Origin of the sequence: Cellulomonas sp. JH27-2, from assembly GCF_014837175.1 — a bacterium.
In the GTDB taxonomy this organism is placed as follows: Bacteria; Actinomycetota; Actinomycetes; order Actinomycetales; family Cellulomonadaceae; genus Cellulomonas.
Map to the genome: position 1 here is coordinate 405,044 of NZ_JACYFR010000003.1, position 23,565 is coordinate 428,608.

At 74.4% G+C, this 23,565-nt stretch carries 20 protein-coding genes; 9 read left to right on the top strand and 11 right to left on the bottom strand.

The genetic code is table 11. The features are described from left to right. The first annotated feature begins 83 nt into the window (after positions 1 to 83). Both uca and atzF read left to right on the top strand, forming a co-directional pair. Positions 84 to 3,710 carry an urea carboxylase gene (gene uca, locus IC607_RS10935; protein WP_191787763.1) on the top strand — a complete coding sequence of 1,209 codons (3,627 nt, stop codon included), beginning with the start codon at positions 84 to 86 and terminating at the stop codon, positions 3,708 to 3,710. Next, positions 3,707 to 5,506 carry an allophanate hydrolase gene (gene atzF / locus IC607_RS10940; protein ID WP_370526142.1) on the top strand — a complete coding sequence of 600 codons (1,800 nt, stop codon included), beginning with the start codon at positions 3,707 to 3,709 and terminating at the stop codon, positions 5,504 to 5,506. Before uca ends, atzF begins: the two co-directional genes overlap by 4 nt. On the opposite strand, the gene IC607_RS10945 is transcribed toward atzF, so the two are convergent. Beyond that, positions 5,500 to 5,781 (bottom strand): DUF4031 domain-containing protein, encoded by a 282-nt coding sequence (locus tag IC607_RS10945; RefSeq protein WP_191787406.1) that lies wholly within the window; start codon positions 5,779 to 5,781, stop codon positions 5,500 to 5,502. The genes atzF and IC607_RS10945 overlap by 7 nt on opposite strands. A gap of 88 nt (positions 5,782 to 5,869) precedes the next feature. Here IC607_RS10945 and IC607_RS10950 point away from each other — a divergent pair, with 88 nt between their 5' ends. After that, a complete protein-coding gene (locus IC607_RS10950; RefSeq protein WP_370526143.1) occupies positions 5,870 to 6,430 on the top strand; it encodes an RNA polymerase sigma factor in 561 nt (186 codons plus the stop codon). Then, complete coding sequence (locus tag IC607_RS10955) at positions 6,427 to 7,185, top strand: peptidase M56 family protein (protein ID WP_191787407.1); 759 nt, start codon at positions 6,427 to 6,429, stop codon at positions 7,183 to 7,185. The genes IC607_RS10950 and IC607_RS10955 overlap by 4 nt, the downstream gene beginning before the upstream one ends. 4 nt (positions 7,186 to 7,189) lie before the next feature. Here IC607_RS10955 and IC607_RS10960 read toward each other — a convergent pair whose 3' ends face one another. The 4 genes from IC607_RS10960 to IC607_RS10975 all read right to left on the bottom strand — a co-directional run bounded on the left by IC607_RS10960 (position 7,190) and on the right by IC607_RS10975 (position 10,878). Beyond that, positions 7,190 to 7,483: a WXG100 family type VII secretion target gene (locus IC607_RS10960; protein WP_191787408.1), complete on the bottom strand. Its 294-nt coding sequence runs from the start codon at positions 7,481 to 7,483 to the stop codon at positions 7,190 to 7,192. A 153-nt stretch (positions 7,484 to 7,636) separates the two neighbouring features. Beyond that, a complete protein-coding gene (locus IC607_RS10965; protein ID WP_225224821.1) occupies positions 7,637 to 8,458 on the bottom strand; it encodes a hypothetical protein in 822 nt (273 codons plus the stop codon). 9 nt (positions 8,459 to 8,467) lie between these two features. Then, positions 8,468 to 10,159, bottom strand: coding sequence for a sensor histidine kinase (locus IC607_RS10970; protein WP_370526144.1), 1,692 nt, complete (start codon positions 10,157 to 10,159; stop codon positions 8,468 to 8,470). Next, positions 10,156 to 10,878, bottom strand: a complete 723-nt coding sequence (locus tag IC607_RS10975) for a response regulator transcription factor (protein ID WP_191787409.1) — start codon at positions 10,876 to 10,878, stop codon at positions 10,156 to 10,158. Before IC607_RS10975 ends, IC607_RS10970 begins: the two co-directional genes overlap by 4 nt. Positions 10,879 to 11,004: 126 nt before the next feature. Between IC607_RS10975 and IC607_RS10980 the strand changes: the two genes are divergently transcribed. After that, a complete protein-coding gene (locus tag IC607_RS10980; protein WP_370526145.1) occupies positions 11,005 to 11,766 on the top strand; it encodes a type 1 glutamine amidotransferase in 762 nt (253 codons plus the stop codon). A gap of 129 nt (positions 11,767 to 11,895) precedes the next feature. Here IC607_RS10980 and IC607_RS10985 read toward each other — a convergent pair whose 3' ends face one another. The 4 genes from IC607_RS10985 to IC607_RS11000 form a co-directional block, all read right to left on the bottom strand. After that, positions 11,896 to 12,288: a type II toxin-antitoxin system VapC family toxin gene (locus IC607_RS10985; protein WP_191787410.1), complete on the bottom strand. Its 393-nt coding sequence runs from the start codon at positions 12,286 to 12,288 to the stop codon at positions 11,896 to 11,898. Then, positions 12,285 to 12,581 (bottom strand): hypothetical protein, encoded by a 297-nt coding sequence (locus IC607_RS10990; RefSeq protein ID WP_191787411.1) that lies wholly within the window; start codon positions 12,579 to 12,581, stop codon positions 12,285 to 12,287. The genes IC607_RS10985 and IC607_RS10990 overlap by 4 nt, the downstream gene beginning before the upstream one ends. A gap of 271 nt (positions 12,582 to 12,852) precedes the next feature. After that, positions 12,853 to 14,496, bottom strand: a complete 1,644-nt coding sequence (locus IC607_RS10995; protein WP_191787412.1) for a DNA repair helicase XPB — start codon at positions 14,494 to 14,496, stop codon at positions 12,853 to 12,855. Beyond that, a complete protein-coding gene (locus tag IC607_RS11000) occupies positions 14,493 to 16,814 on the bottom strand; it encodes a helicase-associated domain-containing protein (protein WP_191787413.1) in 2,322 nt (773 codons plus the stop codon). The genes IC607_RS10995 and IC607_RS11000 overlap by 4 nt, the downstream gene beginning before the upstream one ends. Positions 16,815 to 16,904: 90 nt before the next feature. On the opposite strand from IC607_RS11000, the gene IC607_RS11005 reads away from it, so the two are divergent. The 3 genes from IC607_RS11005 to IC607_RS11015 are packed head-to-tail and all read left to right on the top strand — an operon-like array spanning position 16,905 to position 21,107. Then, positions 16,905 to 17,285 carry a cold shock domain-containing protein gene (locus IC607_RS11005; RefSeq protein ID WP_191787414.1) on the top strand — a complete coding sequence of 127 codons (381 nt, stop codon included), beginning with the start codon at positions 16,905 to 16,907 and terminating at the stop codon, positions 17,283 to 17,285. 1 nt (position 17,286) lies between these two features. After that, a complete protein-coding gene (locus tag IC607_RS11010; RefSeq protein WP_370526146.1) occupies positions 17,287 to 18,096 on the top strand; it encodes a DUF3027 domain-containing protein in 810 nt (269 codons plus the stop codon). Then, the gene (locus tag IC607_RS11015; RefSeq protein WP_191787415.1) at positions 18,093 to 21,107 is read left to right on the top strand and encodes a sacsin N-terminal ATP-binding-like domain-containing protein; all 3,015 of its coding nucleotides are present in this window, start codon (positions 18,093 to 18,095) and stop codon (positions 21,105 to 21,107) included. The genes IC607_RS11010 and IC607_RS11015 overlap by 4 nt, the downstream gene beginning before the upstream one ends. Here the strand turns inward: IC607_RS11015 and IC607_RS11020 are convergent. Together IC607_RS11020 and IC607_RS11025 are read right to left on the bottom strand one after the other, a co-directional pair. After that, on the bottom strand, positions 21,040 to 21,297 hold the full coding sequence (locus tag IC607_RS11020; protein WP_191787416.1) for a DUF2530 domain-containing protein: 258 nt from the start codon (positions 21,295 to 21,297) through the stop codon (positions 21,040 to 21,042). The two genes, IC607_RS11015 and IC607_RS11020, sit on opposite strands and share 68 nt — an antisense overlap. 14 nt (positions 21,298 to 21,311) lie before the next feature. After that, positions 21,312 to 21,920: a low molecular weight phosphatase family protein gene (locus IC607_RS11025; protein ID WP_191787417.1), complete on the bottom strand. Its 609-nt coding sequence runs from the start codon at positions 21,918 to 21,920 to the stop codon at positions 21,312 to 21,314. Between the two features lie 166 nt (positions 21,921 to 22,086). Here IC607_RS11025 and IC607_RS11030 point away from each other — a divergent pair, with 166 nt between their 5' ends. Then, positions 22,087 to 23,565 carry an NCS2 family permease gene (locus tag IC607_RS11030; protein ID WP_191787418.1) on the top strand — a complete coding sequence of 493 codons (1,479 nt, stop codon included), beginning with the start codon at positions 22,087 to 22,089 and terminating at the stop codon, positions 23,563 to 23,565.

Genomic DNA, 23,565 nt, shown 5'->3' on the forward strand with positions numbered 1-23,565 from the left:
GGCGGACGGGAAACACGACCCTCCTAACGTGCTGGATACCGGGGTGTATACGCCCGGGACCCAGCAACCGTCCGGGAGTGATCGTGTTCGACACCCTGCTCGTGGCCAACCGTGGCGAGATCGCCGTCCGCATCCTGCGCAGCGCCACCGCCCTCGGCCTGCGGACCGTCGCCGTCTACTCGGACGCGGACGCCGCCGCCCCGCACGTCCGCCTCGCCGACGTCGCCGTCCGCCTGGGCCCCGCACCCGCCGCCGAGAGCTACCTGCGTCCCGAGCTGGTCCTCGCGGCGGCCGCGGAGACGGGCGCCGGCGCCATCCACCCCGGGTACGGGTTCCTGTCGGAGAACGCGACGTTCGCCGCCGAGGTCGAGGCCGCCGGGATCGCGTTCGTCGGGCCGACGCCCGCGCACCTGTCCGTGTTCGGCGACAAGCACCAGGCCCGCGAGGCCGCGCGGGCCGCGGGTGTTCCCCTGGTCGCCGGGTCCGGACTGCTGGGGTCGGTCGACGAGGCGCTCGCGGCGGCCGCCGCCGTCGGCTACCCGGTCATGGTCAAGGCCGTCGGCGGCGGTGGCGGCATCGGGATGCAGGCGTGCGCCGACGACGACGAGCTGGTGGCCGCCTTCGACCGCGTGCAGCGGCTCGCCGCCGCCAGCTTCGGCAGCGCCGGAGTGTTCCTGGAGCGGTTCGTCGCCCGGGCCCGGCACCTGGAGGTGCAGGTGTTCGGCGACGGTGCCGGGCGCGTCGTGAGCCTGGCCGACCGCGACTGCTCGCTGCAGCGACGCAACCAGAAGGTGGTCGAGGAGGCGCCCGCGCCCGGGCTGTCCGACGACATCCGCGCGCGGCTGCACGCCTCCGCGCGGGACCTGACGGCCTCGGTGGCGTACCGGTCCGCCGGGACGGTCGAGTACGTGTACGACGTGGAGCGCGACGAGATCTCGTTCCTCGAGGTGAACACGCGGCTTCAGGTCGAGCACCCGGTGACCGAGGCCGTCACCGGCGTCGACCTGGTGGAGTGGATGATCCGCCTCGCGCAGGGGTCGTCGGACTTCCTGGACGCCGTGCCGGACACCGGGCCCGTCGTGTCCGGCCACGCCGTCGAGGCGCGTGTCTACGCCGAGGACCCGCGCAAGGACTACCAGCCCAGCGCTGGTCTGCTCACCGAGGTCGTCTACCCGTCCGGCGCCCGCGTCGATGCCTGGGCCGAGACGGGCCAGGAGGTCAGCAGCCACTACGACCCGATGCTGGCCAAGGTCATCACGCACGCGCCCACACGGACCGAGGCGTTCGCGGCGTTGTCGACCGCGCTCGGCGAGACCCGGATGAGCGGGTTGCAGACGAACCTGCCGCTGCTGCGGACGATCGTCGAGCTGGAGACCGTGCTGGACGCGACGCACACGACGGGCACGCTCGCGCACGTCCGGGACGACGAGCCGTACGTCGAGGTGCTGCGTGGAGGCGTCATGACCACGATCCAGGACTGGCCCGGGCGCCTCGGGCACTGGGACGTCGGCATCTCCCCGTCGGGCCCGATGGACGACCTGTCGTTCCGGCTCGGCAACCTCGCGCTCGGCAACCCCGAGGGCGTGCCCGGCCTGGAATGCACGCTGGCCGGGCCGCGGCTGCGGTTCAGCCACGCGGCCGTCGTCTGCGTGACCGGCGCCGACGCGCCCGTGACCGTGGACGGCGAGCCCGTGCCGCAGTGGGAGCCGGTCGACGTGCCGGCCGGGTCGGTGCTGGACGTCGGCGCGCCCGCCGGTGCCGGGCTGCGGACGTACGTGCTGATCCGGGGCGGCCTCGACGTGCCCACGTACCTGGGCTCGGCGTCGACCTTCTCGCTCGGCGGCTTCGGTGGCTACACCGGCCGCGCGCTCGTCGTCGGCGACACGCTTGTCCCCGCGGCCGTGCCGGACTCCGCGCCGGCCGTCGCCGCGGTGCCGCTCGACGTCCGACCGCAGCTCGTGCACGACTGGGAGATCGCCGTCCAGGAGGGGCCGCAGCCGGCCCCGTCGTACTTCACGCACGACGACATGGCGATGCTGTACTCCGCCACCTGGCACGTGCAGACCCACGCCAACCGCACCGGCATCCGGCTGTCCGGGCCCAAGCCCCAGTGGGCGCGACCCGACGGCGGCGAGGCGGGCCTGCACCCGTCCAACCTGCACGACAACCCGTACTCCGTGGGCGCGCTCAACGTCTCCGGCGACACCCCGATCCTGCTGGGCCCGGACGGGCCGTCGCTCGGCGGGTTCGCCTGCCCCGTGACCGTCGTCGTCGGGCACCGCTGGAAGATGGGCCAGATCCGGCCCGGTGACACCGTGCGGCTGCTGCCGGTGCCCGACGAGACGGCCGCCGAGCTGCGCTCGTCGAACGCGCTGCGCGCAGCCGCCTACCTGGGCGCCGACGTCCCCACCGGGACCGACGGCGACGACGGCGTGCTGGCGCGCGTGCCCGGCGACCCCGACGACCCGCTGGGCGTGCCCGAGGTCGTCTACCTGCGTGGCGGCGACGACAACGTGCTGGTCGAGTACGGGCCCATGGTGCTGGATCTCGGGCTGCGGATGCGCGTGCACGCGCTGGGTGAGGCGCTGCGGTCGGCCGGGGTCCCGGGCGTCGTCGACATCACGCCCGGTGTCCGGTCGCTGCACGTGCACGTCGACCCGGGCGTGCTGTCGGTGCGGGGGCTCGTCGACGTCCTCGTCGGGCTCGAGGCCGCCCTCCCGGCGACCGCCGACCTCACCGTGCCGAGCCGTCGCATCCACCTGCCGTTCTCGTACGACGACCCGGTCATCGCCGAGGCGGTGGCCCGCTACCAGGCGGGCGTGCGGCCGGAGGCGCCGTGGCTGCCGTCGAACATCGAGTTCATCCGGCGCGTCAACGGGCTGGGCTCGACCGACGACGTCCTGGCCACCATGCTGCGCGCCGAGTACCTGGTCCTGGGCCTGGGCGACGTCTACCTGGGCGCGCCGCTGGCCGTGCCGCTGGACCCGCGCGACCGCCTGATGACCACCAAGTACAACCCGGCTCGCACCTGGACCGCCGCCGACACCGTCGGGCTGGGCGGACAGTACCTGTGCGTCTACGGGATGGACTCGCCGGGCGGGTACCAGCTGGTCGGGCGGACCGTGCCGATCTGGTCCGGGCACCGCCAGCGCGGCGTGTTCGAGCCCGGCAAGCCGTGGTTGCTGCGGTTCTTCGACCGGGTGGTGTGGCATCCCGTGTCCGCCGCGGAGCTGCTGGAGCAGCGTGCGGCCTTCGCCGCCGGGCGGTTGGACGTCGAGGTCGAGCACGGGACCTTCTCCTACGCCGAGCACCTGGAGCTGCTGGCTTCGCACGCCGACGACATCGCGGCCTTCCAGTCGCGGCAGGCGGCGGCGTTCGCGGCGGAGCGGGACGCCTGGGCGGCGGCGGGGGAGTTCGACGCGCCCGACGAGGCGGCGCCGGCGGTCGACGCGGGCGCGGGGCCGGGCCAGATCGAGCTGCTGGACGGGCACGTGCTCGTCGAGGCGCCGATGGTCGGCAGCGTGTGGCGGGTCGAGGCGCGGGCCGGCGAGCAGGTGCGCGAGGGCGACCTGCTGGTGGCGCTGGAGGCGATGAAGCTGGAGCTCGGCGTCACGGCGCCGTCCGACGGCCGGGTGCTGCGGGTGCTCGTCGCGCCCGGCGAGCTCGTCAAGCCCGGCGCCGCGCTGGCGATCCTGGAGGTGGGTGCGTGAGGCGATCAGCGGTGGACGAGGCGCTGGGGTTGGAGACGATGGGGGCGGAGACGGCCGCGTCGGGCCCGGATGGGGCTGCGGGTGCGCGCAGTGCGGTCGCGCGGGTCGAGGCGGCGTACGCGCGCATCGCCGAGGTGGATCGGGCCGAGGTGTGGATCGCGCTGGTGCCGCGGGACGTCGCGCTCGCGGCGGCGTGCGACGTCGACGCGCGTCTCGCCGCCGGCGACGACCTGCCGCTCGCGGGCACGGTCGTCGCGGTCAAGGACAACGTCGACGTCGTCGGTCTGCCGACGACCGCCGGTTGCCCCTCGTACGCGACGTCGCCGCTGGGCCGTCCGGGCCCCGCCGCTGTGTCGGCACCGGCCGTCGCGCGGCTCGTCGCCGCCGGTGCCGTGGTGATCGGGAAGACGAACCTGGACCAGTTCGCCACGGGCCTCGTCGGGACCCGGTCCCCGTACGGCGCGGTGCGGCACGCGACGCTGCCCGACCGCGTCTCCGGCGGCTCCAGCTCCGGCTCGGCCGTCGCGGTCGCGCTCGGCATCGCGGACATCGGCATTGGGACGGACACGGCTGGGTCGGGCCGCGTGCCAGCGGCCTTCAACGGGCTCGTCGGGATCAAGACGACCGTCGGACTGGTGCCGACGTCGGGCGTCGTGCCCGCCTGCCGCTCCTACGACGTCGTCACGACGTTCACGCGCGACCTGGCGCTGGGCGCGCTCGCGACGCGGCTCATGGTCGGGCCCTCGGAGACCGATCCGTCCGGGCGCGCGTGGCCCGCCGACGTGCCGCTCGCGCTGCGGGCCGCGCCGGTCGTCGCGATCCCTCGCGACGAGGACCTCGCTCCGCTGTCGCCGTCGTGGCGTGACGCCTTCGCCGCCGCCGTCGAGGCGGTGCGGGCCACCGGCGCCCGGACCGTCGAGGTGGACGTCTCGCCGATGCTGACCGCCGCTCGGCTGCTGTACGAGGGTGCGATCGTCGCCGAGCGGTACGAGGCGGTGGGCGAGTTCCTGGCCTCGTCGCCGCCCGACGCCGACCCGACCGTCGCCGCGATCATCGCCGCCGGACGCGACGTCAGCGCCGCGGACTACGTGGCCGACCGCGCGACCCTGGCGGCGGCGACGGCAGAGACGCTCGAGATCCTCGACGGTGCCGACCTGCTGCTGCTGCCCACCACCACCGAGCACCCGACCATCGCCGCGGTCCAGGCCGATCCGGTGGCCATCAACCGGCGGCTCGGGACCTACACGAACTTCGTCAACATGCTCGACCTCGCGGCGGTCGCGATCCCGGCGGGTGAGGTGGACGGTGGACCGTTCGGGGTCACCGTGCTGGCGCGCGCGTTCGAGGACCAGCGCGCGATCGATCTCGCGGCGCGTCTGCTCGGGTCCGGCGATGCATCCATCGTCGACGGCGGCGTCGACCTGCTCGTCGTCGGCGCCCACCTGCGCGGGCAGCCGCTGAACCCGGAGCTGGAGGCGCTGGGCGCCCGCTTCGTCGACTCCGTCCGCACCAGCGCCGCGTACCGGTTGGTCGCGCTCGACACGACACCCCGCAAGCCCGGCCTGGTCCGGACCGGCGACGGAGCGCCGATCGTCGGCGAGGTGTGGCGGGTCTCGTCGGGCGCGCTGGGCAGATTCCTCGCAGCGCTGCCGGCCCCCATGGCGCTGGGGCGCGTCGAGCTCGAGGACGGGACCTGGGTGGTCGGGTTCGGCTGCGCGGCCGACGCCGGTGCGGGCGGGATCGACCTCACCGCGCACGGCGGCTGGGTCGCCGCGCTGGCTGCCGGCCTTCAGTGACGGGTGTGCGCCGGGCGATCCCGGGCCGGGACCCGCAGGCCCGACGCGCGCAGGCGCCGGATCAGGTCGCCCGCGCTGACCCGTTCCGCGCCGAGCCGGACGAGCTCGTCGATGCGCTCGTCGGGCACGTCGTAGTGGTCGAGGTCGAACCCGCGCCGCGGGATGCCTGCTCGCTCCGCGAACGCGTGCAGCTCGTCGAGCGAGGAGTCGCTGACCAGGTGCGCCCACAGTCGCCCGTGGTTGGGCCACATCGGCGTATCCACCAGCACACTCACCCGGCCACCTTAGGCGCCGCACAGACACGCTGACGGCTTGGTGGCCGCGTCGGTGAATCGAATCCGGCGCTGCCGGACACTGTCAGGTGTGAGGACCGAGATCGGCGTCGACGAGGCTGTCGCCTGGCCTGCCGCCGTGGCAGGAGACGGGTCCGCGTTCGCGCTGGTCTACGACCTGCACGCGGACCGGGTCTTCCGGCACGCCTCCCGGCTCGTGGCGACCGTGCACGACGCCGAGGACGTGACGGCCGCCGCCTTCTTCGAGCTCTGGCGGCGCCGGGCGGACGTGCGAGTCGTCGGCGGGTCCGTGCTGCCGTGGACGCTGGTCACCGCGACGAACGTCGCCCGCAACGTGCGGCGCGGGACGCAGCGCTACCGTCGCCTGATCGACGCGCTCCCGAGGCCGGTCGACGCGGCCGTGCCCGTCGAGAGCGACCTGTCCCCCGCGATGCACGACGCGTTGACGGCGCTGCGTGCCTCCGACCTGGAGATCCTGGTGCTCGTCGACATCGAGGGCTACGCCGTCGTCGAGGCAGCGGCCGTCCTGGGGCTGAGCCTCGCGGCGGCGAAGTCGCGGCTGCTGCGGGCCCGCGCGAAGGTGCGTGCCGGACTCGTGCGAGACACGGCCGAGGGAGGGGGCTTCGCATGACGGCCACGATCGATCCTGAGTTCGCGGCGGCGCTACGCCGTTCGTTGGTGGCCGAGTCGCTCCGTGCGCCGAGGCGGCCGTGGTGGCGACGTCGGGCGACGACCGTGCTGGCCGTGGTCGCCGGCCTGTCGATCGCCGGAGGTGCCGCCGCCGTCGGCGGTACTGGCCTGCTGCCCGGAGGGACGGCCGTCACGCAGAAGGCGGCACCCGTGACCGTGACCCGGACGGGACCGGCGACGCTCGACCTGGGGCCGCACGTCGACGGCGCGAACGCCGTCGACGTGCAGATCACCTGCCTCGACGCCGGGACGGTCCGGTTCCCCGACGGCGCCTGGAGCGAGTGCTCGGCGGCCGACGTCGGTACGACGAGCGCGTGGACGGGTTACCAGCTGCCGCTCGGACCCGACGACACGACGATCACCATCGACGCCAGCGCCGGGATGCGCTGGCGCGCGGTGACCCAGTACGTCGAGGCTCACGCCACCGCGTGGGCGACCAACGCCGACGGGTACACGTACGGCGTCGCCAACGACGCCGGGATGCCCGACCTCGTCTCGGTGATGGCCACGAACGGACGAGCCGGCTACGCCTGGAACCGCGACCTTCGCTGGGCCGAGAACGGCGGGGGAGGTGAACCCACGTCCCCCGCCGACGCGGTTGCACGCCAGAAGGCCCGCGAGGGTCAGCCACCCGTCAGCATCCCGGTGTACGAGTCCGACGGTGTCACGGTCGTCGGCGAGTTCACGATGAGTTGAGCCGTCACGAGGGTGTGAAGAGGCGGGCCGCCTGGGTCTCGGCCTCGGCGTAGGTGTGGCCGGCGGTGCTCATCGCGTGGCTGATCTGGCCCAGGGCGTGGTCCAGACGCGTCGACGCGGTGGTCCACTCGTGCAGCACGGCCGCGAACTGTGTGGCTGCCGACCCTCGCCACGAGTCCTGCAGCGCCGTGAGCTGGCGCTGCATCGCCGCCACCTCGGACCGGATGCTCGCGGCGCGCGTCTGGACCGCTCCCGCCGCCGCTGTGACCGCCGCGCTGTCGACCTCGTACCTGCTCATGTCCGCCTCCCGCGTCGCGGCGCCCGCGTGGCGCCGACCGGGTCGACCGTACGAGCCGTCGGACGCGCGGCGGTGGCGGCGGAACGAATCTGTGGACGACCGTGCGCGGACGCGTGGCTGCGGTCGGCTCGGCGACCGACCTGCGACGGCGGCTCAGCTCGCTGCGGTGTCCGGCTGTGAGGTCTGACCGTCGACGACCGGACCTGCGGGGGCGTCCTCGGTCGGCGCAGCATCGTCGGACGCGCGCTCGTCGGCCGAAGCCTCGTCGGAGGCCGCCGCTTCAGCCAGCAGCTTCGCCTGCTCCTTCTCCAACCGCTGCAGCTCGGCGGACACGTTCTGGCGCGCGGGCTCCTCCCACGCGGCGCCCAGCGGCGACGAGAACAGCGCCGGCCGGGCCAGGAGCTTCTTGAGGATCCGGATGCGGGCCCGGACGTAGTCCTCGACCGGCAGGTGCGCGTACTCGGCGCGCACATCGTGCAGGTACGCCTTGTAGCGCTGCGGCTCGGCGGCGAGCATCGCGAGGTCCGCGTCGCACAAGACCGCGCAGTCGAAGTCGGTGGGGTCGGGCGAGTGCCGGACCAGCGCGACGACGAGGTCGTGCACCCGCTCGGCCGCGGCGTCCGGCACCCCGAGCGCAGTCAGCTGCTCCCGGGCCAGCACCGCGCTCGCGGCCTCGTCCTCGCCACCCTTGTTGGCGTACGCCTTGCCGTCCGCGGAGTCGAACACGACGCCGTGGTACCAGGCCGCCAGGCGGACCAGGTCGGTCTCGTGGGTCTCCTCGGCGAGCTCGTCGACGCGGACCAGCACGTCGACCAGGTGCTTGAGGTTGTGGAACTCGCGCCCCGGCCCCGACCACTGGTCCACCAGCGCCTGGCCGACCTCGCGCACCTCGTCGTCGGGCGCGCTGGCACCCGCGCGTCGAGCACTGCGGTAGAACGCGGACAGCAACCACTGTGGTGCGTCATGGACGCCCATGGATGAACCTCACGACGGTGACTCGGACGCGCCATCGTAGCCCCGGACGGCGTCCGTCGCGGGCGGTCCGGTCGGGCGAGCGAACAGCGGCGCCGACGGCGGTCGGGGCGTCGACCCCGCCGCTGGTGCTGGTGCCTGTGCCGGCGTCGACGGCGGCACCGCTGCCGGTGCCTGCTCGGCCGCCGGCTCGGGCACGGGCTCCTTCGCGGTCGCCGCAGGGGACGCCGACGTCGGCGGGACGGACGTTCCGTCGACCGGGACCGTGACGCGCACGGTCGTGCCGCCGCCGGGCGTCTGCGTCAGCTCGACGGACCCGCGGTGCGCCTCGACGATCGCCGCGACGATCGCGAGCCCCAGCCCGGACCCGCCCGACGTGCGCCCGCGCGACGCGTCGACGCGGTAGAACCGCTCGAACACCCGCGCCGCGTGCTCGGGATCGATGCCCGGGCCGTGGTCGCGCACCTCGAGCACGCCCGACGAGCCCACGATCCCGACCGCGATCTCGACGGCCGTGCCCGGTGGGGTGTGGCGGGCGGCGTTCCCGACGAGGTTCACGACGACCTGCCGCAGCCGCGCCTCGTCGCCCGTCACGACGCACGGTCCGGTCGGTGCGCCCGGGGCGATCGGCACGAGGCGCGGGCTGCGGCTCGGGTCCAGGGCGTGCAGGTCGTTGACGGCGTCGGCGGCCAGCACCGTGAGGTCGACGGGCCCGGCCTGCATCGGCCGACCCTCGTCGATCCGGGCCAGCGACAGCAGGTCCTCGACCAGTGCGCCCATGCGGGTCGCGGAGTCCTCGATGCGCCGCATCGTGTCGTCGAGCTGCTCGGTCTCCTTGACCGCGCCCATCCGGTACAGCTCGCCGTACCCGCGGATCGCCGCGAGCGGCGTGCGCAGCTCGTGGGACGCGTCGGAGACGAACCTGCGCATCCGCGCCTCGGAGGCGGCCTGCGCGTCGAACGCCTTCTCGATCTGGGTGAGCATCCCGTTCAGGGCGTCGCCGAGGCGCCCCACCTCGGTGGACGGCGGCGCCGTCGGCACGCGCTGGGACATGTCGCCGGCGGCGATCGCGGCGGCCGTCGTCTCGATCTCCCGCAGCGGGCGCAGCGACCGCCGGACCGCCCACCGTCCCGCGAGCACGCCCGCCAGGACGATGACGAGCCCGCTGAGCACCAGGACCAGCACGAGGTCGTGGACGGTGTCCCGGACGCCGCTCAACGGCAGGGCGATGGCCACGGAGCCGACGTACTGCCCGTCGACGGTGACCGGGCCGGTCACGACGCGCCACGGGGCGCCGGACTTGGAGGACGGGACCGTGAACGGCTGACCGGTGCGGTCGATGACCTGCTGCGCGGACAGCTTCGGCAGCTCGGGTGTGCCGTTGTCCTGCTGCACCGTGCGACGCACGTAGTCGTGCGAGACGCCGTTCGCGGCCGTCAGCTGGATGAAGTAGTCGGTGGGGATCTGCGAGCCGTCGCCGCCCCACCCCGAGAACTCCGACCTGGTCAAGGACTGGGCCGCGGCCGCGCCCTCCGTCTCCAGCTTGTGGTCGATCTGGGCGACCAGGCTGCGCTCGAGCAGCGTCGTGGTGACGACTCCGGCGACGGTCAGGCCGACGGCGAGCAGCAACGTGGTGATCGCGACGAGCCGTCCGACGAGCGGGACCCTGGCCCATCGGGCACGCAGCGCGAGTCGGCCCGTCACGGCGTCGCGCGCAGCAGGTACCCGACCCCGCGCTTGGTGTGGATGAGCGGGGGCAGGCGATTGCCGTCCGCGTCGTCGAGCTGGTCGACCTTGCGACGCAGGTAGGAGATGTAGGACTCGACGATGTTGGCGTCGCCGCCCCAGTCGTACTGCCACACGTGGTCGAGGATCTGCGCCTTGGACAGCACCCGGCCCGGGTTGAGCATCAGGTAGCGCAGCAGCTTGAACTCGGTGGGGGACAGGTCGATGTCGTGCCCGGCACGGCGGACCTCGTGCGAGTCGTCGTCGAGCTCGAGGTCCGCGTACCGCAGGACGGGCGCGTCGTCGTCGCGCTCGGCGCCCGTGCGCCGCAGGATCGCGCGGATGCGCGCGACGACCTCCTCGAGGCTGAACGGCTTGGTCACGTAGTCGTCGCCGCCGACCGTCAGGCCCTGCACCTTGTCCGCGGTGTCGTCGCGCGCGGTGAGGAACAGCACGGGCGTGTGCTGCCCCTTCTCGCGCAGGCGCCGCGTGACGGTGAACCCGTCCATGTCGGGGAGCATGACGTCGAGCACCAGCAGGTCGGGCTCGACGTCGCGCGCCAGCCGCAGCGCCTGACCACCGTCGGCCGCCGCGTGGACCTCGAAGCCCGCGAACCGCAGGGACGTGGCCAGCAGCTCGCGGATGTTGGGCTCGTCGTCGACGACCAGCAGCGTCGCCTCGGGCTCGTGCGCACTCATCCGCCGATCATCGCGCCGAACCCTGGGAGTTCGCTGAACGTGAGCCGAGCGCGTGTCACGGGCGTCCGCGAGCGCGAGGATCGTGGAGATTTCGGGCCTCGGCGGGAGCGGTTGTACCGTCCTGCCGTGACTCTCGTGCTGACCCTGGTGCAGAACGCGTCCGACGTGCCGCTCGACCTGCTGGCCGACGACTTCGCCGACGCCACACTTCGGGTGGTCCGCCCCGACCTCGGCGAGCCGCTGCCCGCCGTCGACGAGCTCGGCGACGGCCTCGTCGTGCTGGGTGGCCACATGAACGCGTACGACGACGAGCTCGCGCCCTGGCTCCCCGCGCTGCGCACGCTGCTCGCCGACGCCTCCCGCGTCGGCATCCCCACGCTCGGCATCTGCCTGGGCGCTCAGCTTCTCGCCGCCGCCCGCGGCGGACGCGTCCAGGTGGCCGCGCCTCCCGGCCCCGAGTCCGGCGTCGTGCCGATCTTCTGGCGCCGCGAGGCCGTGTCCGACGCGGTCTTCGGCCCGCTCGTCGCCGGCCTGTCCGACCGCCGGGTCACGCTGCAGCCCACGTCGCACGCCGACGCGGTCGTCGACCTGCCCGCCGGCGCCGTGTGGCTCGCGTCGTCCAACCAGTACCCGTACCAGGCGTTCCGCATCGGCTCCGCGTGGGGCGTGCAGTTCCACCCCGAGGCGTCGTCGGCCACCCTGCGGACCTGGATGGAGCACGACGGCGTCGAGGACGTCGACGCCGAGCTGGCGTCCTACGCCGAGCACGAGACCGAGCTGATCGGCATCCGCACGACCATCGCCGCCGGCTTCGTCGACCACGTCCGCACGGTCGCGACGCAGCGCGCGTCGTCCGAGCAGCGCGCCGACGAGCGCGTCGACGCCTGACCGCTCCGGCGATTCGCGGCTGGCCGGCCGCTCCACCGGTCGACTACCGGGGCATGGCAACCGACGACCGGGAGCGGTGGTGCGTCTTGGGCGTCCCACGGACCCCGGTCTTCCGGGTCGCGACGGGTCCTAGCTGACGAGAAGGACCGATACGCCGCCGATCCTGGCGCGGGCGAGCCGCGCGTCGGCGGTGAGCAGCGGGACGCCGTACGCCTGCGCGACGGCGACGTAGTGCGCGTCGGCCACCCGGATCGCGTGCCGCAACGACCACACCTGCTCGATGAGCGCCGACGACGGCACGCGCTCGCACGGCAGGTCCCGCCACGCGGCGACCGCCGCACCGGCCTCGTCGGCCGTGATCTGTCCCGCACGCTCCAGCCGCGCCAGCGCGGACAGCACCTCGGTGTCGATCAGGCTCGGCGCCACCAGGTCGTGCCCGCGCAGGTGCGCGCGCGTCGGCGCTCGCAACGGAGTCGCCAGCAGCGCATGGACCGCCGTGCTGGCGTCGAGGACCAGGGTCACGAGCCGGAGCGACCCGCGCCGCCCGATGGGCTCGCCGCGGTCGCGGCGCGCGCTGGAGCGTCGTCGGGCGCGTACTCCACGCGGACCTCATCGAGCGCATGCGCCACGTCGAGGGGCCGCGTTGTGCCTGCCGCTGGGTGTCGGCGGTCCCACTCGTCGAACGTCGGGCGCGACAGCTCTCGGCGCAGCAGGCGCGTGACCAGCTCGGACATGGTCGTCGACTCGTCGCGCGCGCGCTTCGCGAGCGCGGCGTGAACGTCGTCGGGCAGGTTCTTGACCTGCAGCGTGCTCATGTCAGGACCGTAGCATGACAAGAGCATGCTGGCGCGGAACCTGGAGTGGCGAGGTGAGCGACACGGAGCCGTACGGTGTTCATGAATGCATCGATGGTTGCGGACGATGTGCCCGTGGAGGGCGCGTCTGCTGCAACCATCGGTGCAGCCATGCTGGATGGGTGAGCTGTGGGCGCGTTGCGTCGTCGGCTGGCGGAGATCCGCTGTTCTTGTGGTCGGACTTGGCCTGCGCGTCGCGAAAGGCGGGTCCGCTTCGCGGCCCCACCTTTCGCTACGCTCCGGCCAAGTCCTCCGCGTCGACGATGGAGTAGGCGTACCCCTGCTCCGCCAGGAAGCGCTGGCGGTGGGCCGCGAACTCCTGGTCGACCGTGTCGCGGGCGACGACCGTGTAGAAGTGCGCGGTGCGGCCGTCGCCCTTGGGGCGCATGATCCGGCCCAGGCGCTGCGCCTCCTCCTGGCGGGAGCCGAACGAGCCCGACACCTGGATCGCGACCGACGCCTCGGGCAGGTCGATCGAGAAGTTCGCGACCTTCGAGACCACCAGCTTGTGGATCTCACCGGCCCGGAACGCGTCGAAGAGTCGCTGCCGCTCGTGCACGGTCGTCTCGCCGGTGATGAGGTCGGCCTGCAGGTGGTCGGCGAGCTCGTGGAGCTGGTCCAGGTACTGCCCGATCACCAGCACCTGGTCGTCGGGGTGCTGCGCGACCAGCTGCTCGACCACCCGGTTCTTGCCCGGTGCGGTCGCCGCCAGGCGGTACTTGTCCTCCGGCTCGGCCGTCGCGTAGAGCATGCGGTCGCGGTCGGGGAGCGTCAGGCGCACCTCGACGCAGTCGGCGGGCGCGATGTAGCCCTGCGCCTCGATGTCCTTCCACGGGGCGTCGAACCGCTTGGGCCCGATGAGGGAGAACACCTCGTCCTCGCGACCGTCCTCGCGGACCAGGGTCGCGGTCAGGCCCAGGCGCCGACGAGCCTGCAGGTCCGCCGTCATCCGGAAGATGGGCGCCGGCAGGAGGTGGACCTCGTCGTAGACGACCAGGCCCCAGTCGCGCGCGTCCAGCAGCTCCAGGTGCGAGTAGACGCCCTTCCGGCGCGTGGTCAGCACCTGGTAGGTGGCGATGGTGACCGGGCGGATCTCCTTGCGGGCACCGGAGTACTCGCCGATCTCGTCCTCGGTCAGCGACGTGCGCTTGACCAGCTCGTCGCGCCACTGCCGCGCGGACACGGTGTTGGTCACCAGGATCAACGTGGTGGTCGACGACTTCGCCATGGCACCGGCGCCGACGATCGTCTTGCCCGCCCCACAGGGCAGCACGACGACGCCCGAGCCGCCGTGCCAGAACCCGTCGACCGCCTGCTGCTGGTAAGGCCGCATCGACCAGCCGTCCTGGTCGAGCGCAATCGCGTGCGCCTCGCCGTCCACGTACCCGGCCAGGTCCTCGGCCGGCCAGCCGAGCTTGAGCAGCACCTGCTTGAGGTGCCCTCGCTCGGACGGGTGGACGATCACGTCGGTGTCGTCGAGCCGCTCACCCAGCAGCCCCGCGGTCCGCTTGGATCGCGTCACCTCGGCGAGCACCGCGGGGTCGAGCGAGTGCAGCACCAGGCCGTGCACGGGGTCCTTGATCAGCTGCAGGCGCCCGTAGCGGGACATGGTGTCCGCGACGTCGACGAGCAGCGCGTGCGGGACCGGGTAGCGGCTGTACTCGAGCAGCACGTCGACGACCTGCTCGGCGTCGTGCCCGGCGGCGCGCGCGTTCCACAGCCCGAGCGGCGTCAGCCGGTAGGTGTGCACGTGCTCGGGCGCGCGCTCGAGCTCGGCGAACGGGGCGATCGCCCGACGGCAGGCCTCGGCCTGGTCGTGGTCGACCTCCAGCAGCAGGGTCTTGTCGCTCTGGACGATCAGGGGACCGTTGGTCACGCACTCTCCTCGTCGGTCACCGGGCGGACCCGGCGTACGGATGCGATGCGGTGCACCGCGACGGTCAGCTCGGACTCGCGCTGGACGTCGGCGGCACGCAACCGCCCGCCGTCGACGCGCAGCGGGCGCAGCAGCCGACGTTCGGGACGGCCCGTGGGGCCGACCAGGTCGACCCACACGTTCGCCTTGTCGGCGACCGCCTCTCGCAGGACCAGCAACGCGTCGCCCGGGTCGTCTGTTCCGTGCTCGGACAGGTCGTCGGGTGTCGGGTCCAGCGGGCCGTCCGGCTCGCGGTTCGCGCGTTCGCGTCCGCCCGACGAAGAGCCCGCCGACCCGGGCGCGGGCTCCGGCGCCCGCAACCGGCGGATGACGGCGGCGACGTCCGCGTCGGTCGTGGGCGTCGCGACCTCCCGGCGTCCGGCGCTGCCCCGCCCGCGGCGGCCCGCGCGGCGCACCTCGCGCGCCAGGTGCAGGACGTGCCCGTCCGGGGTCTCGGCGGCGGGCGCGAGCCCGTGCGCGCGCAGGGTGTCGACGAGCTCGCGCGTCGGGGCCTGCGCCACCAGCACGGTGGGGGCCAGCGCGAACAGACCCAGCCCGGCCAGGCGCGGGTCGTCGACGAGCCCGGCCAGCAGCGCGGGGTCGTCGCTGCGCAGGTAGCTCGACGCGGCACCGGCGCGGAGCTGGCCGTGGCGGCGGGCGGCGTCGCGCACCAGGTACTCGAGCGCCTGGGGGACGGGCGTGAGCGAGAACCGGGTCAGGTCGGCGAGCAGGCCGTCGGCCGTCGCGCCGGCGTCGAACGCGGCCCGCACCGACTCGGCCGTGAACCGGACCGTCACCGCGCCGCCGCGCGACTCGACGCGGGCCGCCCGGTCGAGCAGGTCCTCGAGCTCGTCGCTCGGCCGGCCCGGGACGATGCCCGTCAGGTCGCCCTGCAGCAGCATCTCGTCGACGGCGGCGGGCACGTCGGCGGCGAGGGCGGCGGCCGCGGGGTCGGGGCCGTCGTCGGGCGCCTCCAGCAGCGCGCGCCCGGCGGCGGACAGCGCGCCCGCACCCAGGGCACCCACCGCGGCGGCCTCGGCCAGGACCGCGGACACCGCCGACGCGGGTGGCACCGCCCGAGGGGTCCGCCACGCGAGCAGCTCCATGACCGTGGACTCATCGGGCGCCGCCAGCCCGGGCAGGTCAGCCAGCGTGCTCAGGACGGAGCGGCGCAGGCGCGGCGCCCAGGACCGCGCGACGTCGGGGCCCAGGGCGGAGCGCACGGTCCCCGAGTCGTCCCGGCCGCCGACCAGCCAGGGTGTGCGCGTCGTCGCCGTCCAGGTGCGGGCGAGCGTCAGCCAGCGCTGCTCGAGGGGCTGGCCGCTCCACTCGTCGAACGAGACCGTGGGGACGAACGAGGGCGCCTCCTCGCCGTCGTCGGCCACCAGCCCGGCGGACGCGGCGAGCTCGACGACCAGCGCGGCGGTCCGCTCGTCGACCTCCAGCTCGGCGGTGAGCCGCCGCAGCTCGCGCACGCCCAGCCCGCCCGAGCGCAGCACGCCCGCAGGGCTGCGCTCCCAGGTCCGGGCCAGGCGCGTGACCAGGCGGACCAGCCGCTCGCCGGCGTCGGCGGACTCCGCGGCGACCGTCGCGGCGGCGCGTGTCGGGAAGGTCGGTGCGGGTGGCAGGGCGGCCGACCGGTGGGTGCGCCCGCCACGCAGCGCCAGCGCGACCGTGCGCGGCAGGATCACGTGCCGCCCCTCGCCGCGCACCAGCAGGCCGCGGCGCAGCATCCACTCGACCGCCGCCGCGGTGGCGGTCGAGTGCGACGGGGCCAGGCCGACGGGCGGCCCCCACGTCAGCGCGTCGAGCACGGGCTGCACGCCTGCGGGAGCGGCCGGCAGCTCGTCGACGACGGCCACGTCCGGGTCGTGCGACGACGCAGGCGCCAGCCCCGCGGGGTAGGGGCCCAGCAGCTCCGCGACGCCGGGGGCGGCGCGCAGGGGGTCCGGGGAGTCGGCCGAGTCGAAGAGCAGGGCGAGAGCGACGGCCCGATCGGCCGACGCGTCGACGAGCGCGAACCCGGTCTCGTCGTCGGCGATCGCGGTCCGCAGACGATCGCGCGTCGCACCGCCCAGCGCGACCACGGCCTCGACCACCTGCAGCACGCCCGCGTCCACGGACGCCAGCGCCCGCTCCAGGCTGCCGCGGCTCGTGGCCCGCACGGCCAGCGAGGACATGGTCGTCGGGGACGGTGCGGCCAGGTCCGGGCGCCCGCGCAGCAGCGCGACGAGGTCGTCGTCGGCGCGTGTGCGCAGGAAGCCGGTGAAGGTGGACATCCGCACCACAATACGTGCGAGGCGCCGAGGGTGGCGCGGGCCCGGTAGCCTAGGGGGTTGACGTGGTCTTCCTATAGAACGAGGTGTGCCGTGCCCACCGGCAAGGTCAAGTGGTTCGACGCCGAGCGCGGGTTCGGGTTCATCGCCGGCGACGACGGCGGCGAGGTCTTCCTGCACGCCTCCGCACTCCCGCAGGGCGTGACGCCCGCCGTCGGCAGCAAGGTCGACTACGGGGTCGCCGACGGCCGCCGCGGCCCGCAGGCGCTGTCCGTCAAGCTCCTCGACCCGCTGCCCTCGGTCGCGAAGGCCGCGCGCAAGCCGGCCGACGACATGGCCGTGATCATCGAGGACCTCATCAAGGTGCTGGACCGCGTGGGCAACGACCTGCGCCGCGGCCGCTACCCCGAGAAGGCCCGCGCCACCCAGTACGCGACCCTGCTGCGCGCTGTCGCCGGCGACCTCGAGGCCTGACGTGGCGACCGCGACGAAGGACGCCGTGCTCGGCTCCGCCGTGGACCTAGCGCGCGAGGTGGCAGTCGAGCTGGCCGGCAACGCCTCCGACGTGGGTGAGCACCTGGGCGTCGTCGTCGAGGGTGAGCGCCTGGTCTCGCACCGGTTCGCGTCCGCCGCGCGGGGTTACCGCGGCTGGGAGTGGACCGTCACGGTCTCGCGCGTGCCGCGCGGTCGCATCGCGACGGTCTGCGAGGCCGAGCTGCTGCCCGGGTCCGACGCGATCCTGGGCACCGAGTGGGTGCCGTGGTCGGAGCGGCTGCGCCCCGGCGACGTGGGCCCCGGCGACGTGCTGCCGTTCCGCGCCGACGACCCGCGCCTCGAGCCCGGCTGGACGCCGTCCGGCGACCCCGAGCTCGACGAGGTCGCGATCGACGAGCTGGCCCTGGCCCGCGTGCGCGTGCTCTCGCCGCAGGGGCGCGACGAGGCCGCGGACCGCTGGTACCGCGGGTCGCGCGGCCCGACGAGCGCCGGTGCCGTCGCATCCGCCGGCGCGTGCACCACGTGCGGCTTCCTGGTCCCGTTGCAGGGCGCGCTGGGCACGGTCTTCGGCGTCTGCGCCAACGAGTGGTCGCCCGACGACGGCAAGGTGGTCAGCCTCGACCACGGCTGCGGCGCCCACTCCGAGACGGGCAACGAGCCCGTGCCGACCGAGTGGCCCGAGCCCGCGCCGCTGATCGACGAGCTGCGCATCGACGTGCTGCCTGATCTGGGCGGGCCCGCCTCGGAGCCCGTTGCCCTCGAGTCGACGTCGGAGTCTTCGGCCGAGTGACCACCGACCCCTTCGGCACGGCCGCGCTGCGCGCTGCTGCCGTCGGGGCCTGGCAGGCGTCTCCTGCGCGGTTGCGTGAGGACGCGAACGTCGAGGAGGACCACGCCCGCGGGTACTACCGCGACCGCGTGCTGGTGGAGCTGGCGCAGAACGCGGCGGACGCCGCCGTGCGTGCAGGCGTCCCGGGCCGGCTGCTGCTGCGGCTGGCTGCGACGCCCGACGGCACCACGCTCGTGGCCGCCAACACCGGCGCGCCGCTCGACGAGCCGGGCGTCGTGGCGCTCGCGTCGATGCGGGCGTCGGCCAAACGGTCCGACGCCGGCGGCGTGGTCGGCCGGTTCGGGGTCGGGTTCGCGGCCGTGCGGGCCGTGGCCGACGAGGTGAGCGTCCTGTCCACGACCGGCGGGGTCCGGTTCAGCGTGCGCGACACCGCCGAACTGCTCGCGCAGGCGGGGACACCGGCGCTGGACGACGAGGTGCGGCGTCGCGACGGGTCCCTGCCCGCGCTGCGGCTGCCGTTCCCGGCGGAGGGTCGCCCGCCCGTCGGGTACGACACGGCCGTGGTCGCGACGTTGCGCGACGAGGTCGCGGCCGACGAGGTCCGCGCGCTGCTGGCCGGGATCGACGACGCGCTGCTGCTGGCGCTGCCCGCGCTCGTGGAGGTCCTGGTCGAGGACGACGACGCGGCGCCCCGCCGGATCGCGGACGTGGGCTCGCGCTGGACGGTGGCGTCCGACGAGGGCGAGCTGCCGCTGGCCCTGCTCGCCGGCCGGCCCGTGGAGGAGCGGTCCGCCCGTGCCTGGCGCGTGACGTGGGCGGTGCCGCGAGGCGACGCGGGGTTGCGCCCGCTGCCGTCGTCGGCGCGTGCGGTCCACGCCCCGACGCCCACCGACGATCCGCTCGACCTGCCCGCGATGCTCGTCGCGACCTTGCCGCTCGACGCGACCCGCCGGCACGTGGCCTCCGGTCCCCTCACCGACGCCGTGCTGGATCACGCCGCCCGGGTCTACGCCGACCTGGCGCAGACCGTGGCCCGCGCCGGCGGCGACGCCCTCGCGCTGGTGCCAACCGGGTGGGGCGCCGGACCGATCGATGCGGCCCTGCGGCCGAGGATCATCGACGCGCTGGCGCACCGGCCGCTGCTGGTCCCCGCAGACGGGGACGACCACCTGGTCCCGGCGGGCGTCGCCATCGCCGTCGCCGGGTCGTTCCCGCCCGCCGCGCTGGCCGCGCTCGGCCGCCGCGTCGCCTCGCTCGTCGTGCTCCCGCCCGGCCGTGAGACGCAGGCGCGAGCGTTGGGCGTCGACGTGCGACGCCTCGCCGACCTCGTCGACGACCTCCCGGCCGCGGAGCCCGGCCGCTGGAGCGAGCTGTACGACGCGCTGGACCAGCTCACGCAGGACGCGGGCGCGCGCGAGGCGCTCGGTGCGCTGCCCGTGCCGCTCGCCGACGGGCGCGTGGTCCGAGGTGCCCGCGGGGTCGCGGTGCTCGACGAGGTCGCGCTGCCGGACGACGTTCTCCGCACGCTGTCGGCGTGGGGCGTGCGGCTCGTCGCGCCGGACGATGCGCACCCGCTGCTGGTCCGGCTCGGCGCCGAGCCCGCGGACGCGGTCGCGCTGCTGCGGCGGCAGGAGGTGCGGCGGGCGGCGCTCGACGAGCCGGAGGAAGCGGCACCGATCGTCCTGACGCTCGTCACCGCGGCGTTGGCGGCGGGCGCAGACGCACTGCCCGACGACGTCCGCGCCTGGACCGGGCTCGTCGAGCTGTCGGCCGCGGACGGGGAACCGACCCCGGCCGACGGTCTGGTCCTGCCCGGATCCGCCGCCGCGGGCCTGCTCGACGACCGCGTCGTCGCGCCGGTCGCGCTCGCGGAGATCGACCGCTGGGGCGCGGACGTGCTGGTCGCGCTCGGGGTGCGGCGCGACCTGGTGGTGGTGCGCGTCGACGACGTGCTGGCAGGTGGCGGGCTGCTCGACGACGGGGACGACCCCGCGACGCTCGCCGCGCAGTCGCTGGACGGCTGGCCCGACTACCTCGAGCACCTCGCCGACGTGCTGGGCGACGACGCGTTCGTCGGCCAGGTCGCGGCCGTCGCCGACCTGGACGCCGTGGCCGACGGGCGCTGGCCCGATGTCCTGGCGCGCATCGCGGATCGGACCGACCTGCGCCGCGCCCTGCTCGACCCCGTGCGCGCGGGCGCCGCCGTCGGGCCGTCGTACACGGCCTGGTGGCTGCGGGAGCGGGCCGAGCTCGGCCTTGCCGAGCCGTTCGCCGTCGAAGGCCCGGACCGGCTGCTGCGCGGCGCCCCGGACGTCGTCGTCGGGCTGGACGCCGCCGTGAAACGCGCGCTCGGCGGCGTGGACGGCCCCGGCGACCTCGACGGCCCGGCGTGGTCGCGGCTGCTGGACGCCTGGCCGGTCGGCACCGTCGTCGAGCCGTCGACGGCCGTCGACGTCTGGCGGCTCCTGGCACCCGACGAGCCGCCCGAGCGGCTCCCGGCCCTGGCCGCGCACGATCGGCTCGAGGTTGTCGTCGCCGCCGAGGCAGCCGTCGCGCCCGCGCCGATGTGGTGGCAGCGCACCGACCTGGCCGCGATGGTGCCGTCGTCGGACCCGGACCGCACCGCGCACCTGCTCGACCTGCCGCGCGCCGACGAGCTGGCCGCAGGACGCGTGGACGACGACGGGCGTCCGGTACCGGTGCCCGCCGCGGCCGTCGGGCTCTACCCCGGCCTGCCGGAGACCTGGATCGAGCACGACGAGCTCACGGTCGACGGTGTCGAGGTGGACTGGTGGGTCGCCGACGGGGTGCCGCACGCGGTGCACCTGGCAGGGCTGGCGGCGGCGCTCGCGCAGGTCGCCGACCGCTGGCCGGCGCGGCACGCGATCGAGGCCGTTCTCCTCGACCCGTCGCGGGCTGCGGAGGTGGTGCTGGCGGACGTCCTCAGGCCGTCGGAGCAGCGTCCGTCGGGACCGGCTCCGCGCGCGGACGGTGGCGCTGGGCCCAGTTGATGCCGACGAGGCCGAGCGCGGCGCCCGTCGCGCACACCGCGGTCGGCAGCCAGCCCGTCGCACCCGTCGCGCCCAGCACGACCGCGACCAGCGCGGCTACCGCCCACACGAGCGTGCCGACGACCATCACGCGCACGAAGTCCACCTGGACGGGCTCGGGCGCGGGCTTGGTGACGCGGAACAGGGGCACGCGAGCAGCGTAGTTCAGGGCCGCACCAGGTCGACGATCTGCTGCACGGCCGGGCGCAGCTGCGCGAAGGCACGCGCGTAGACGCCCGCGCTCTGGCGGTACGGGTCGACGACGTCGTCGTCCTCCGGCTTGGCCGGGCGCACGGTGCCGCGCCGCGCCGGAGCGAGCGCGACGAGCGCCGCGAGCCGGTCGGCCGTGGTGGCGCCGGCGCCGGGCAGGTCGGACGGCTCGACGGTCCCGGCCAGGCGCGCCAGCTCGCGGAGCGTGAACGTGCGGCGCACGGCCGCGGGGACCAGCTCGACGACAGCTGTGCGGTGCCGCCGGGTCGCGGCCAGCACCAGGTCGGCGTCGGCGATCAGCTGCGGCGTCAGCTGGCGGGCCGTGAAGCCGCTCGGGTCGGCGCCGGCGTCGGCGACCAGTCGCGCCATCTCCTCGGTCATCGGCGCTCCGGCGACCGCACCCGCCCCGGCCGACGCCACCTCGATCGCGGGCGCGAGACCCCCGACGGACTGCCCGCGGTACGTGGCCCCCAGTCCCGCCGCCAGCAGGCGCTCCACCGCCGGCGAGCGGCAGATGTTGCCCGTGCACACGACGAGCACGCGCAGGGGAGCGGGGGTGGCCATGGGGGTCATTGTGCCGAAGCCGTAGGTCGGCCGCGGGCGGGCGACCCGATCGGGGGACCGCACGGGGGCAGGTGTCACCCGTCCGCGACGTGGCAGGCCGATCGTGTGGTGATCGACACCCGGACCGGGCTACACAGTCCGATCACCCGCCTGCCACACTTCGCCCATGGCTTCGACCTCGAAGGTGCCCCCCGAACCCGCGCGCGAATCGCGCCCCACCAACGGCCTGGACCGCTTCTTCAAGATCACCGAGCGCGGCTCGACGGTCGGTACGGAGATCCGCGGCGGGCTCGTCACGTTCTTCACGATGAGCTACATCATCGTGCTCAACCCGATCATCCTGAGCGGCAAGGACGGCACAGGCGACATCCTGGCGCCGCAGCCGACGATCGCCGCAACGACCGCCCTGGTCGCAGGCGTCCTGACCATCCTCATGGGCATGGTCGCGAACTTCCCGCTCGCGCTCGCGGCCGGCCTCGGCATCAACGCCGTCGTCGCGTTCTCGATCGCCGCGCTTCCGGACATGACGTGGGCCGACGCCATGGGCATCGTGGTCATGGAGGGCGTCATCATCCTGATCCTGGTGCTCACCGGGTTCCGGCAGGCCGTGTTCAACGCGGTCCCGGTGTGGCTGAAGACGGCGATCTCGGTCGGCATCGGCCTCTTCATCGCCTTCATCGGCCTGGTCGACTCCGGCTTCATCCGCAGCACCGGCGCGGACAGCCCGCCCGTCCAGCTCGGCCCCGACGGGTCCATCTCGACCTGGCCGCTGCTCGTGTTCGTCGTCGGCCTGGTCCTGATGGTCATCCTCATGGCCAAGAAGGTCCGCGGCGCCATCCTCATCTCGATCGTCGCGACGACCATCGTGGGGATCATCGTCGAGCAGATCGCGAAGGTCGGCGGCTCGTTCAACGCGGACGGCTCGCCGAACGCTGGCGGCTTCCGGCTCAACGTGCCCGACTGGCCCAGCAAGATCGTCGACACCCCCGACTTCAGCGTGCTCGGCCACTTCTCCCTGCTGGGCTCGTTCCGGACGCTCGGGATCGTCGCCGTCGTCCTGCTCGTCTTCTCGCTGCTGCTGGCGGACTTCTTCGACACGATGGGCACGATGGTCGCCGTCGGCTCCGAGGCCGGCCTGCTCGACGAGAAGGGCAACCCGCCCCGCACGCAGCAGATCCTGATCGTCGACTCGGTGGCCGCCGCGGCCGGTGGTGCCGCGGGCATCTCCAGCAACACGAGCTACATCGAGTCGGCTGCGGGCGTCGGTGAGGGGGCGCGCACCGGCCTGGCGTCCGTCGTGACGGGCATCGCCTTCCTGCTCGCGACGTTCCTGGCGCCGCTCGTCGCGATCATCCCGTCGGAGGCGGCCGCCCCGGCGCTCGTCGTCGTCGGTTACCTCATGGTCACGCAGGTCTCCGGCATCGACTGGAAGAGCTACGAGATCGCCGTGCCGGCGTTCTTCACGATCGTGCTCATGCCGTTCACGTACTCGATCACCGCGGGCATCGGCGCGGGCGTGATCTTCTACGTGATCCTGCAGGTGGTCGTGGGCAAGGCGCGCAAGCTGCACCCCCTCATGTGGCTCATCGCCGTCATGTTCGTCCTGTACTTCATCCGCGGGCCGCTCAACACCTGGCTCACCTGA